Origin of the sequence: Sphingobium herbicidovorans (assembly GCF_002080435.1) — a bacterium.
Lineage (GTDB): Bacteria > Pseudomonadota > Alphaproteobacteria > Sphingomonadales > Sphingomonadaceae > Sphingobium > Sphingobium herbicidovorans.
This window is the reverse complement of sequence record NZ_CP020538.1, coordinates 2,435,661-2,448,354: the sequence shown is the minus strand read 5'-3', so window position 1 is coordinate 2,448,354 and position 12,694 is coordinate 2,435,661. Positions and strand designations below refer to the sequence as shown.

Annotated in this window: 14 protein-coding genes; 8 read left to right on the top strand and 6 right to left on the bottom strand. The window is 64.5% G+C overall.

All coding sequences use genetic code 11. The features are described 5' to 3' along the window. Window positions 1-6: 6 nt before the first annotated feature. Complete coding sequence (gene rnhA, locus B6S01_RS12090) at window positions 7-453, top strand: ribonuclease HI (protein ID WP_037462500.1); 447 nt, start codon at window positions 7-9, stop codon at window positions 451-453. 67 nt (window positions 454-520) lie between these two features. On the opposite strand, the gene B6S01_RS12085 is transcribed toward rnhA, so the two are convergent. Continuing rightward, a complete protein-coding gene (locus B6S01_RS12085; RefSeq protein ID WP_037462501.1) occupies window positions 521-1,624 on the bottom strand; it encodes an NAD(P)/FAD-dependent oxidoreductase in 1,104 nt (367 codons plus the stop codon). Continuing rightward, window positions 1,621-2,586 carry an alpha/beta fold hydrolase gene (locus tag B6S01_RS12080; RefSeq protein ID WP_081570459.1) on the bottom strand — a complete coding sequence of 322 codons (966 nt, stop codon included), beginning with the start codon at window positions 2,584-2,586 and terminating at the stop codon, window positions 1,621-1,623. Before B6S01_RS12080 ends, B6S01_RS12085 begins: the two co-directional genes overlap by 4 nt. A gap of 41 nt (window positions 2,587-2,627) precedes the next feature. Between B6S01_RS12080 and B6S01_RS12075 the strand changes: the two genes are divergently transcribed. Genes B6S01_RS12075 through B6S01_RS12045 form a run of 7 tightly spaced genes read left to right on the top strand, consistent with a single transcriptional unit; the run spans window position 2,628 to window position 9,714 of the window. After that, complete coding sequence (locus B6S01_RS12075; protein ID WP_037462503.1) at window positions 2,628-3,101, top strand: A24 family peptidase; 474 nt, start codon at window positions 2,628-2,630, stop codon at window positions 3,099-3,101. A 50-nt stretch (window positions 3,102-3,151) separates the two neighbouring features. Then, entirely contained in the window at window positions 3,152-4,168 is a 1,017-nt protein-coding gene (gene cpaB / locus B6S01_RS12070; protein WP_037462683.1) for a Flp pilus assembly protein CpaB, read from the top strand. A 1-nt stretch (window position 4,169) separates the two neighbouring features. Beyond that, window positions 4,170-5,696 carry a type II and III secretion system protein family protein gene (locus B6S01_RS12065; RefSeq protein WP_062793048.1) on the top strand — a complete coding sequence of 509 codons (1,527 nt, stop codon included), beginning with the start codon at window positions 4,170-4,172 and terminating at the stop codon, window positions 5,694-5,696. 17 nt (window positions 5,697-5,713) lie between these two features. Beyond that, window positions 5,714-6,361 carry a CpaD family pilus assembly protein gene (locus B6S01_RS12060; protein WP_037462508.1) on the top strand — a complete coding sequence of 216 codons (648 nt, stop codon included), beginning with the start codon at window positions 5,714-5,716 and terminating at the stop codon, window positions 6,359-6,361. 2 nt (window positions 6,362-6,363) lie between these two features. Beyond that, window positions 6,364-7,647 (top strand): pilus assembly protein CpaE, encoded by a 1,284-nt coding sequence (locus B6S01_RS12055; protein ID WP_037462511.1) that lies wholly within the window; start codon window positions 6,364-6,366, stop codon window positions 7,645-7,647. A 60-nt stretch (window positions 7,648-7,707) separates the two neighbouring features. Then, the gene (locus B6S01_RS12050) at window positions 7,708-8,706 is read left to right on the top strand and encodes a type II secretion system F family protein (RefSeq protein WP_037462685.1); all 999 of its coding nucleotides are present in this window, start codon (window positions 7,708-7,710) and stop codon (window positions 8,704-8,706) included. Window positions 8,707-8,721: 15 nt separating this feature from the next. Next, on the top strand, window positions 8,722-9,714 hold the full coding sequence (locus B6S01_RS12045) for a type II secretion system F family protein (protein WP_037462513.1): 993 nt from the start codon (window positions 8,722-8,724) through the stop codon (window positions 9,712-9,714). A gap of 57 nt (window positions 9,715-9,771) precedes the next feature. Here B6S01_RS12045 and B6S01_RS12040 read toward each other — a convergent pair whose 3' ends face one another. From B6S01_RS12040 to B6S01_RS12025, 4 genes are all read right to left on the bottom strand, one after another. Next, the gene (locus B6S01_RS12040; RefSeq protein WP_037462514.1) at window positions 9,772-10,464 is read right to left on the bottom strand and encodes an aspartate/glutamate racemase family protein; all 693 of its coding nucleotides are present in this window, start codon (window positions 10,462-10,464) and stop codon (window positions 9,772-9,774) included. Window positions 10,465-10,521: 57 nt separating this feature from the next. Then, window positions 10,522-11,166, bottom strand: coding sequence for a hypothetical protein (locus B6S01_RS12035; protein ID WP_037462517.1), 645 nt, complete (start codon window positions 11,164-11,166; stop codon window positions 10,522-10,524). A 10-nt stretch (window positions 11,167-11,176) separates the two neighbouring features. Then, complete coding sequence (locus tag B6S01_RS12030; RefSeq protein ID WP_157704818.1) at window positions 11,177-11,452, bottom strand: proton-translocating transhydrogenase family protein; 276 nt, start codon at window positions 11,450-11,452, stop codon at window positions 11,177-11,179. Between the two features lie 105 nt (window positions 11,453-11,557). Further along, window positions 11,558-12,676, bottom strand: coding sequence for an NAD(P) transhydrogenase subunit alpha (locus B6S01_RS12025; protein ID WP_037462686.1), 1,119 nt, complete (start codon window positions 12,674-12,676; stop codon window positions 11,558-11,560). Window positions 12,677-12,694 lie beyond the last annotated feature (18 nt).

Genomic DNA, 12,694 nt, shown 5'->3' with positions numbered 1-12,694 from the left:
TCGCAAATGGCCGATTTGCCTGAGGTCGAAATCTTCACGGACGGCGCGTGCAAGGGGAATCCCGGCCCAGGCGGCTGGGGAGCCGTGCTGCGATTTGGCGACAAGGAGAAGGAAATCTCCGGCGGCGAAGCGATGACGACCAACAACCGCATGGAAATGATGGCGGCGGTCGAGGCGCTGAACGCACTCACCCGCCCATGCAGGGTGACCGTCTATACCGACAGCAAATATGTCATGGACGGCATCACCAAATGGGTATTTGGCTGGCAGAAAAATGGTTGGAAAACCGCCGATCGGAAGCCGGTGAAGAATGGCGACATATGGCAGGCGCTGCTTGCAGCGGCCGCACGCCATCAGGTGAACTGGCAATGGGTGAAGGGCCATGCGGGCCACCCGGAAAATGAGCGCGCCGACCAACTGGCCTGCGCGGCCGCCGAAAGCTTCCGGGCTTAAGGGGAGCGCCGATGCAGCGGCTGTTGGCGGTGGCCCGTGTCTCCCGCTTGCCAGCCAGCCTGCACGCTCATCCGAACCGTGCTGGCGAATAGGCGGCGGCATCGACACCCGCGACCGCCTCAGAAGCCGCATTTCCCGTTAGCAAGGCAGCGCCCAGCAGCGCCGCGGCAGGGGCGGTCTGGATACCGAAACCGCCCTGCCCTGCGAACCAGAAGAAGCGGGAGGCGCGGGCGTCGAACCCGAACACCGGCGCGCGGTCAGGCGCGAAGCTGCGCAGGCCAGCCCATTTGCGTTCTACGGCTTCGATCGGCCAGTCCACCACATTCTGGAAGCGGGCGATTGCTTCCGCCACGGCCAGTTCTTCGGGCGCGGCGTCGCATGGGGTCGAGGGTTCCTCATCATGCGGGGTCAGCCATATCCGCCCTTCCCCTTCGGGCTTGAAATAGAAGCGTGAGCGAAGGTCCATGACCAGCGGCAGGTCAGGGCCGGGCATGGTGGGCACGCGCAGTTGCACCACGGTACGCCGCAAGGGCGTGATGCCGATCGGCGCGACGCCGCTGCGCAGTGCGACATCATCGGCCCATGCACCCGCCGCATTGACGATAATGCCGCACTCGATAACGCCTTCGCTGCTTTGAATGCGCCATCCCGCCGAATCTGAGCTTGCGCTATCGAGTGAAGCGCCAAGCCACAGCTTCCCGCCTCTGACGCGGAACTGCCGCAGATAGGCGTGATGCAGCGCGGCAACGTCGATGTCGCATACGGCAGGCTCCAGCAATCCCAGGGTCCATTGCGGACGCAGCCCCGGCAAAAAAGTGACGGGATCGACCGGGCGCAGTTCGACACGGCCTGCAAATTCCTCGACCAGCCGGTCCCGCGCCTCTTCATCACCCGCGCGGCCGATGTGAAGGGTCCGGCGGGGCGACAGGAAGGATCGGGAGCAGAAATCCGGTTCGGGCGAACGGAGCAAGGGCCCGGACGCCGTAGTCAACGGCTGGACAGCGCGGCCGCCATAGGTTTCTTCCCAAAAGGCGACGGAGCGGCCGGTGGCGTGATAGCCTGCGCTATCCTCGCGCTCCAGGATCAGCACGGACGCGTCGGCCGCGAGCTCCGCGCCCAGGCTCGCGCCGGCGATGCCGCCGCCGATGATGACGATGTCGAAACGGCTCATACGGGCGCTACTTCGTCCAGGAATGCGTCTATCCGCCGCAACGCGTCCAGCCGCACGGTGTCGAGCTCGCGCAATATTTCGTGCGCGGCTTCGGCGCCATAAACATGCAGACGCGCGCCGGGAACGCGCGCGGCCATCCTGCGGATCGCGGGCGTGGACACCAGCCGATCGACATTCGTCGCGAGGATGAGCAGGGGCACGCGGATGTGCTCCAGGGCGCCGGCCTGCTCCAGCGCGCGGGTCGATTGCAGCGCCTGCGCGACCCAGCGCCAGCTGGGCGACCCCAGCGCCACGTCGCGGCTATGGTCACGCCACCAGAGTTCGTCGGCATAGCGTTCGGGATCGTGCGTCAGCCGCTTCTGGCGCATCGCCCGCTGGCGGCCGGAATCCTCCTTCTGCGTCCATGCCTGACGGCTTTCAAAGCCAAGCGCGCACATAGCGTGCGTGATCGCCACGGCCAGCCAGCGGGGCAAGGGCGCGGTGTGGACCCCCATCATCGGCGCGACGGTTATGGCGGCGTCGGGGGGCAGCATGCCTTCGGCCAGAGCGCGCAGCAGCAGATGCCCACCCATGCTGTGCGCGACGATCACGTGCGGGCCAACCGCCTGCGCGCGCCAGTCGTCGGCAAAGGCTTTCAGGTCCGCGACCCATTGGCCGAAGTCGTTGATATGCCCGCACATCGGGTCGTCCGTCAGCCTGCCCGATCCGCCCTGCCCGCGCCAGTCGAAGGCAGTGACGGCCCAACCCCGCGCGGCCCAGTGGCCAATGACCTCAAGATATTTCTCGATCATGTCGCCGCGTCCGCCCAACATCAGCAACTGGCCGCGCTGGCCGTCCCCCAATCGGTAACGGCGCAGGGACCAGCCATCGGGCGCGGTCCAATGGTCGAGCCGCCCGTTCATCGGCCAGGCGCGACGGTCAAAGGCCGGTGGGACGAGGGTGGGCGAATCCATGGGGCGCATGGTTACGGTTTGGTAAGCCATCGGGTCTAGGGTTTAGATTCATGACGGGGGAATATTTCAGGCTGGCGCTGCTATGCGCCCTTGGCGTGCTGCTGATCACTGCATCCGTTACGGATTTGCGGTCGCGCATTATCTCCAACCGGCTGAACCTGGGCATCGCTGCCCTGGCCCCGCTGTGGTGGATGGCGAGCGGCCTGCCGCTATGGCCGGGCATGGTGATGCAACTGGCGCTGGCGCTCGCCGTATTCGCGCTGTTCACCACGCTGTTCGCCATGGGTTGCATGGGCGGCGGGGACGTCAAGCTGCTGGGCGCGCTAGCGCTGTGGTTCCCTTGGCACGCCGTGCTGTCGATGGTGGTGGTGATGGCGCTGATGGGTGGCGTGGTGACGATCGTCACCGTGGTCCACCATCGCACGACCCGGCGGCTGGGGCAGCCGCAAATTCCTTATGGCATCGCAATATCCGTCGCCGCCCTTTGGTTGATTGGCGAACGATATCTTAACCATTTTGCGTAAAATTCGGGGCTCGGGCGCAAGCCGCCTGAATGAGGGAGACGAATTTCATCATGGACGCCAAGAAAATCCTGTTGCTGGCGGGGGCGCTTATCATAGCGGTCACTACAGCTCTTCTCGCGCGCAACATGCTGAGTTCGTCAGGCGCGCCACAAGCCAGCGCCTCATCCATGCCGGTGGAAGCAAACCAGCCCCATGTGCTGGTCGCGACCAAGGCGCTGCCGGTGGGCACCATCCTGGACGCGGAAAGCTTCCGCTTTCAGCCATGGCCCAAAGATCTGGTCGAGCAGGCCTATTATCTGCAAGGCCAGGCCGATCCGGCAAAGCTGGCGGGCAGCGTCGTGCGCACCGCCATCTCCGCCGGACAGCCCATGACGGTTGGTTCGGTCATCAAGCCGGGTGAGCGCGGTTTCCTCGCCGCAGCGCTCGGGCCGGGCATGCGCGCCGTCACAGTGCCGGTATCCGCCCAGAATTCGGTCGCGGGCTTCGTCTTCCCGGGCGACCGCGTCGACCTGATGCTGACGCAGAGCGTGTCTGGCGGCGGCGACGGCGAACCGCTCAAGGTTTCCGAAACCATCCTGCGCAACCTGCGCGTGCTCGCCACCGACCAGCGCATGGACGCGCTGGGCGCGGACGGCAAGCCGGTCGTGCAGACCTATTCCAACGTCACCATCGAAGTGACGCCCAAGATCGCCGAGAAGATCGCGGTGGCGCAGACCATCGGCTCGCTCTCGCTGACGCTGCGTTCGATCGCGGACAATGCGTCCGACCTTGACGCCGCCATCGCAGGTTCGGACATCGACCTGCCCGACGGCGCCAATCCGAACGCGGAAAAGAAGATCATCGCAAAGCTCGCCGCTCGTCCGGTCGACAAGGGCAGCACCTTTTCCACCGGCGCCGACGTGTCGCGCTACCAGCGCAGCTCCGTCCCCGCCAAGCCGCTGCAGACCGCTGCTGCCGGGGCCGTGCCTTTGGGCGGCGCTTCTTCTGGCATCGGCGCAGGCAGCGGACCAGTCATCCGCGTCGCACGCGGAACCAATGTGACCGTTGTTCCGGTCGGGGGGAAATAAGATGACGCGTTTCAACCTTCATACGGGCAAGGCGGCGGTCAAACCGCTCATTGGCCCCGCGATCGCGCTGGGCCTGGCGGTCGCCATGGCGGCCACGCCGACCACCGCTCTCAACGCCGCGCCCTCGTCGATGCAGGACAATGCGATCCTGATGTCGGTGGGCGGCAGCAAGATCATCAACCTCAACGCCAAGATGTCGGACGTCGTGATCGGCGACCCCAATGTGGTCGATGTCCATGTCCGCGCCCAGAACCAGCTGTACCTGATCGCCAAGGCGGCGGGCGAAACCAGCGTGTTCGTCACCGCCACCAACGGCAAGGTGCTGTTTTCCGGCACGGTCCGCGTCGGCAACAACCTGACCAGCATCGACGACATGCTGAAACTGGCGATGCCGGGCGCGCAGATCGCGGTCAACAAGATGAACGGCATGGTTCTGCTGACCGGCACCGTCGCAGCACCCGAGGATGCCGCCGAGGCCGAGCGCCTGACCCAGGCTTTCGTCGGCAAGGATGTGACGGTAGTCAGCCGCCTGCGCACCGCGACGCCGCTTCAGGTCAGCCTGCAGGTCAAGATCGCGGAAGTCAGCCGTGACCTGGGACATCAGGTCGGCGTGAATCTTTTGGGGTTGGCTAACGGCTCCGGACGCATCATTGACAGAATCGGTCGTGCCGATCGACAGTTCGTAACCGGGACCACTAATCCTGTTACGGGTCGGACAAGCTATAATTTTAATCAAGTTGCCGACGGCGGTACTTCGCTTGGCTTCGTTGCCAACCTGCTGGGCATGGACGTCGCAGGCGCGCTGGATCTCGCAGAATCGAGCGGCCTTGCGACCTCCCTCGCCCAGCCGAACCTGACCGCGCTGTCGGGTGAGACGGCGAGCTTCCTGGCCGGTGGCGAATATCCCTATACCGACAGCAACGGGACGCAGGGCAACAGCATCGAATTCAAGCAATATGGCGTGCAGTTGGCGTTCACGCCCACCGTCCTGGCGGATGGCCGCATTTCGCTGCGTGTCCGCCCCACCGTGTCGACGCTGGACTTTTCGGTAAACACGACGGTCCCGGCGCTAAAGAGCCGGACCGCCGAAACAACCGTTGAACTGGGTTCGGGGCAGGCGTTCATGATTGCAGGCCTGCTGAACAACGATACCGCCAATTCGATCAGCAAGACGCCGGGCTTCGGCGAAATCCCGATCCTGGGCAGCCTGTTCAAGTCGCGCCGGTTCCAGCGCCATGAAACCGAACTGGTCATTCTGGTCACCCCCTATCTGGTGAAGCCGATGAACGCTTCGGATGCGCGTCTGCCGACGGACGGCTACCGCAATTCCAATGTGGGTCAGGGGCTGCTGTTCCAGCAGGGCACCGACGGGGTGAGCGGCGCGCGTGCGCCAATGCCTCGCCGCGAACCCAGCGGGCCTGCACCCACTCCCGGCCCGCAGGCATCCGCCTCGCTGCCGGTGGTGGCGGCCCGCGCCGAGGGCAAGCGTCCGGCCAAGACGGCCGCCGCTCCCGGCTTCAGTTTCTGATCGGAAGGACGACAGTCATGACTTCCATGTTCGCCAAGAATTTCGTCCGCATCGGCGCCCTTGCCCTGCTGGCGCTGCCGCTCGCCGCCTGCCAGACCGACGTCAATCGCGGGGTCGAATCGGTGCATCAGCCGGTCGTCAGCCACGACGCCTACACCTTTGATGTGCAGGCCGGGCCTGACGGCGGCCTGACCGCTTCGGAAGCGCGCCGCCTGGACGACTGGTTTGCATCCATCGGCCTTGGCTATGGCGATCAGGTCGCGATTGTGACCGACGCCTATTATAGCCCCACGCTGCGCGACGGCATCGCCGATGTGGTGGCGCGGCGCGGCATGCTGGTGAGTGAAGACAGTTCGGCTGCGGCTGGCGCTGCGCCCGCTGGCAGCGTCCGGCTGGTCGTCCGTCGTGCCGTCGCCCGTGTGCCGGGTTGCCCCGACTGGTCCGACAAGGGCGAAACCAATGTTCAGCTAGGCACCACATCGAACTTCGGTTGTGGCGTCAACGGCAACCTTGCCGCCATGGTCGCCAACCCCGACGATCTGGTCCGTGGCCAGAGCAGCGCTAGCGACCTGCGCACCGCGACATCGAACCGCGCGATTTCAACCTATCGCGAAAAAGTGCCGACCGGTTCTGGAGATCTCAAATCGCTGTCGGGAGGCCGCTGATCATGAACGCACCCTGGAAACCTGCCATGTCTGGACAGCGCGACCCCTTCCACGCCTTTGTTTGCGACGATCACAGCCACGACCTGCTGGCGATGGTCGCCGCCGAAATGGGCTGGGCGCCTGAAAAGGTGAACAAGGGCGGCATGCGCAACGCCGTGCAGAGCCTGTCGGTCAGCGCATCCCCTCAAATCCTGTTTGTCGACATGTCCGAAAGCGGCGATCCGCTGAACGACATCAACAGCCTGGCGGAAGTCTGCGAGCCGGGAACGGTGGTGATCGCCGCCGGTCAGGTCAATGACGTGCGCCTGTATCGCGACCTGCTGGCCAGCGGGATACAGGATTATCTGCTCAAGCCCTTTGGCGCTGACCAGTTGCGCGACGCTCTGGCGCAGGCGCAGGCCGTGTTCTTTGCGCCGCGTGACGCCGCGCCTGAACGCCCGCACATGACCGTCGCTGTCATCGGCACGCGCGGCGGCGTCGGTGCGTCGAGCATCGCGACCTCGCTCGGCTGGCTGCTGTCGGAAAAGCAGAAGCGGCCTACCGCCCTGCTGGACCTGGACGTCCATTTCGGCACCAACGCGCTGGCGATGGATCTGGAACCGGGCCGTGGCCTGACCGACGCGATCGACAATCCAAGCCGCATCGACGGCCTGTTCATCGAACGCGCCATGGTGCGCGCAAGCGACACATTGGCGATCCTGTCGGCCGAAGCGCCGATCAGCCAGCCGATGCTGACCGATGGCGGCGCATTCTACCAGCTGCTGGAGGAATTCCGCGCGGCGTTCGAATGCAGCGTCATCGATCTGCCGCGCCACATGCTGATCCAGCATCCCCATCTGATGAGCGACGTCAATGTCGCGGTGGTCGTCACCGAACTGACGCTGGCGGCGGCGCGCGATTCGATCCGCATCCTTTCCTGGCTGAAGAGCAACGCGCCCCAGTCGCGCGTGCTGGTGGTCGCCAATCGCGTGCATACGGGCGTGCCGGAAATCAACCGCAAGGATTTCGAAACGTCGATCGAACGCAAGGTCGATATCCTGATCCCGTTCGATCTGCGGGTTGCCGCCCAGTCCGCCAAACTCGGCAAGACGCTGGCCGAAACAGCCAAGGGCAGCAAGGTCGGATCGGCCTGCGCAACCCTGCTCGACGCGGTGGTCGGCGCGGCTGACGACCACGAAGCCGCTGGCGACGGCAAGGCAGCGAAGAAGAAGGGCGATTCCCTGCTGGGCAAGATCGGCGATCTCAGAAGCCTGATCCCGGCCCGCAAGGAAAAGGCCAAGGCGTAAGTTTCAAGCGCGCTACGCTGCCAGTGGCGGCGTGGCGGCTTTACGGGAATGGGCGAACAGATGGACGGCAATTTCATCCTGCTGCTGGTGCTGCTGACGACCTTCACAGGCTTGGTCGCGATGGCCTTTGCCGGGCCTTCAGCCGACAAGGCGAGCAAGCGGCGCGTCGCCCTGATCCGCGAACGTCATAGCGGTTCGACCGATGCACTGATGGAAGCGCGGATGCGCAAGGTCATTTCGAACCGGCAGCCCGGCAGCGAAATGAAGATGCTCGTGTCGCTGGTGCCCAACCCCGAAAATCTCGCCAAGCGCATCAGGATGACCGGCAAAAAATGGACGGTCAGCCAGTATATGACCGCGTGCTCCATCGTCGCCCTGACGCTGTGCGCGGTGATGTTCGTGCGCGGCTTCCCGCCGCTGCTGGCGATCATGGTCAGCCTGGCCGCGGGGCTGGCCCTGCCCCATATGTGGGTGGGACGCCTGATCAAGAAGCGCGTATTTCAATTCACCGCCAAATTCCCGGACGCGCTGGAACTGCTGACGCGTGGCCTGCGCTCTGGCCTGCCCATCACCGAAACGCTGGGCGTCGTGGCGAGCGAAGTGCCGGGCCCTGTTGGCGAAGAGTTCAAGCTGATCACCGAACGGATCAAGATCGGCAAGACCATGGACCAGGCGCTGCAGGAAACGGCCGACCGGCTGGGCACGCCTGAGTTCCAGTTTTTCGTCATCAGCCTGGCGATCCAGCGCGAAACGGGCGGCAACCTGGCCGAAACCCTGTCGAACCTGGCCACGGTGCTGCGCCAGCGCGCGCAGATGAAACTGAAAATCCGCGCGATGTCGTCCGAATCCAAGGCGTCGGCCTACATCATCGGCGCGCTGCCGTTCCTGGTGTTCGGCATGATCTGCTACATCAACTTCCAGTATATGGCCCCATTCTTCACGTCCGATCCGGCGGGCCTGTTCGGGATGTCGACGATGCAGGTCATCGGTCTGGGCGGCATGTGCTGGATGGGGATCGGCGTCTTCATCATGGCGCAGATGATCAACTTCGAGATCTGACGGGGAAAGACAGTCATGGAAACCGCTCCCCTCCCCGCCGGCACGCTCTTTGGCCTGTCCGCCACCGATTTCGGCACGCTGCTTGCCGCGGTTGCGACGCTGGCGATGATGTTCGTCCTCTATTCGGTCATGACCGTGCGCGATCCCATGGCCAAGCGGGTCAAGGCGCTGAACGAACGCCGCGAACAGTTGAAGGCGGGCATCACCGCCTCCACCGCGCGCCGCCGCGCGAAGCTGGTCAAGAAGAACCAGGCGACCGACCAGATGCGGTCGTTCCTGTCGGGCCTCAAGGTGCTGCAGGACGATCAGCTTAAAGATGCACAGATCAAGCTGGCGCAGGCGGGCATCCGGTCGAAGGACTGGGCGGTCGCGGTCATCTTCGGTCGCCTGGTGCTGCCGATTCTGGTCGGGGGCACGGCGGCCCTGCTGCTTTATGGCGTAGGGATGTTCCCCGAATGGGGCGGGGCCAAGCGTTTCATGGCGTTCGCCGGTGCGTTGCTGCTGTCCTACAAGGCGCCCGACATCTTCATCGACAATCAGGTGCAGAAGCGTTCCGCCGCGATTCGCAAGGGCTTGCCCGATGCGCTCGACCTGCTCGTCATCTGCGCCGAGGCGGGCTTGACGGTCGATGCCGCCTTCGCCCGCGTGTCGAAGGAATTGGGCAAGGCCTATCCGGAACTGGGCGATGAATTTCAGCTGACGGCGATCGAACTCAGTTTCCTGACCGAACGGCGCATGGCCTTTGAAAATCTGGCCAACCGCGTGAAGCTGGACGCGATCAAGGGCGTGGTCACGACCATGATCCAAACGGAAAAATATGGCACGCCGCTCGCCTCGGCCCTGCGCGTGCTGTCCGCCGAATTCCGCCATGAACGCATGATGCGCGCCGAGGAAAAGGCCGCGCGCCTGCCCGCGATCATGACGGTGCCGCTCATCCTCTTCATCCTGCCGACGCTGTTCGTCGTGATCCTTGGCCCTGCGGCCTGCTCGATCAGCACGGCATTCTGACGATATAACAGGAGAGAAGAAGGGGGCGCTGAAAGGCGTCCCCTTTTTTTTGTCGGTTCAGTCGCCGAGGATCACATCCACCCCGGCCCGCGCATGGATGGCGGTGCCATCGTAGATCGGCAAGACATTCGCCTTTACATCGACGATCATCTCCAGCTCCGTACAGGCCAGGATCGCCGCCTGCACATTTTCCTTGGCGATGTCGGTCAGTTCGGAACGCATATAGCGTTCGGATTCCCGGCTGACCTTGCCGATGGTCAGTTCCTCATAAACGATGCGGTCAATCCGTTCGGCCAGTTCGAGGTCCGGCGGCAGCAGGGATATCCCATGCCCCACCAGCCGCTGGCGGTAGAATTTTTCGGTCATGACATTGCGGGTGCCGAGAAGCGCTGCCTTTTCCACGCCGTCCGCCTTCATCTTGCGGCCAACCGCATCGGCGATGTGGACGATGGGCACATCCACGCCCGCCTGCACTTCGTCATAGACGCGGTGCATGCTGTTGGCGCAGATCAGCAGCGCCCTCGCCCCTGCCTGCTCCAGCCGGCGGGCCGACGCGGTCAGCACCCGCGCGGCATGAACCCATTCCTCTTCGGTGGTTGAGCGGCCAATGTCCGCAAAGTCCAGGCTCTCGATCAACAGCGGGGCGCTGTGCTGGCCGCCCTTCGCGCGGTGAACCGCCTGGTTGATGATCTGGTAATAGCGTCCCGTGGACGTCCAGCTGAGACCGCCGATCAAACCGAGCTTCTGCATCTAATGTCTTACCCCAATTGCACCGGCAGGAGGCTCCTGCATCTTGCCATCCAAGCGTTACGGGCCGCGCCCTGTATCGGCAATCCCCCGCCCCCGCGCTCTGCCCCATAGGCGCAGAGCAAGGACGGCGCCGCCCGCCCCGGCAAGGCCACCCGCCGCCACCATGCCGATATTTTGCAACAGAAACGCCAGGGCCGCGGCTGACCAGCCCGCCATGCCAATCGCCAGCGCAAGCAGGGCGGCGCTGCTCACCCCGCGTCCGATCAGCGCAACGAATGCAGCGCCGCATGCGACTGCACCTGTCGACATGGTCATGACGAGCATGACCATGTGCCGCGTGGCGATGCCGTCGCTTCCCTGGTCGATCAGGCCGAACGCATAGGGATTGAGCCAGACGGCCGCTGCCGCGCATATGGCGGCGCTCCCGGCAAGGCCAGCAAACCCGGTCATCAGAACGAACAGCCTATGATATGGCCATTCGCGCGCCATCAACAGTCCCAGCGCTGCACCGATGACCAGCGCGCCGACAATCTCGGGCATGTTGATAAAATCCATGCCGTACACCGCAGCGGCGGACAACAGGGCGATCCCCGCCGCGGCCGTGTTGCGCTGCCTCCGCGCAGGCGTCCCGTCCGACGGCCATAGCGACAGGAAAAAGAGCAGGGCCGCGACGGCCCAGGCAAGCGTGACGGCATCGATCAAGGCGCTACGCTCACAAACGGGAAGTGATCTGCCCGGTCTTTTCCAGGCGTCGCGTGGCAATGAACGCGCCGCAGAAGGAAGCGCACGCCAGGAGGATTGCAATCAGGCCAAGATAGCGCGCGGCAGCGCTGCCCGCCTCGGCCGCCACAACGAGCGCGCCCGCGATGCCCGACGAGGAGAGTAGAAGAAGGGGGGTGAGCAGCCCCGCAAGGCGCTCAAACGGCAGGCGCCAGACCGCGAATGCGCCGACCGCGCAGGCCAGAAGAAAGGAGAAGAGGAAAAGCATGCTCATTCCTTTCTCGATCCCACTTTCAGGAGGTGAACAGGAGGAGCGGACATTCCCCCGACGGCCTGCCCTCCCCGCCACCGGGACAGGGAGGGCTTCCGGCCATTACAGCAGGCGTTCGCTGACGACCTTGCCGCCTTGCGTCACGCGGATCGCGTTACCGATTTCCTCATCCAGCACCGGCGCGTTCTGTTCCTTGTTCCAGAAGGCCGAGAGGAAATTATAGAGGTTGCGCGCGAACAGGGCGGACGCGTCAGTCGCGAGACGCGAAGGCACATTCTTGTGACCCACGATCTTCACGCCATGGCGCTCGACCACCTGGCCCAGCACCGCGCCCTCGACATTGCCGCCCTGCTCGACGGCGAGATCGACGATCACGCTGCCCGGCTTCATCGTCGCGATCTGCGCGTCGGTGATAAGGCGCGGCGCAGGTTTGCCGGGGATAAGCGCCGTGGTGATGACGATATCCTGCTTGGCGATGTGGCTGGATACCAGTTCGGCCTGCGCCTTTTGATAATCTTCCGACATCTCGGTGGCGTAGCCGCCTGTGCCTTCGCCCTCGATGCCGGCAACGCTTTCGACGAACACGGCCTTCGCGCCGAGGCTCTCGATCTGCTCCTTGGTGGCGGAGCGAACGTCCGTCGCCGAGACCTGCGCGCCGAGACGCTTGGCGGTCGCGATAGCCTGAAGCCCGGCGACGCCGACGCCCATGATGAACGCCTTGGCCGGGGAAATCGTGCCCGCCGCGGTCATCATCATTGGGAAAGCGCGGCCATATTCATAGGCCGCGTCCAGCACCGCCTTGTAACCGGCGAGGTTCGACTGCGACGAAAGAATGTCCATCGACTGGGCGCGGGTGATGCGCGGCATGAACTCCATGGCCAACGCTTCATAGCCCGCCGCCGCATAGGCATCGACGCGCGCGCGCTCCACGAAGGGATTAAGACCCGCGACCACCCATGCGCCGGGCTTGGCGCCGGTGATGCTGGCCACGTCCGGCCCCTGGACACCCAATATGATGTCCGCGCCCGCGACAGTCGCCGCGCGGTCGCCCAAAGTGGCGCCCATAGCTGCATAGTCGGCATCGGCGATGGAGGCGGACAGGCCCGCGCCTGATTCCACCGCGACATCTGCGCCCAGACCCACGAATTTCTTGACGGTTTCCGGCGTACCGGCAACCCGGCGCTCGCCCTCGGCGAGTTCCTTGATAATTGCAATTTTCATCGACATCCCCCTGGCGGC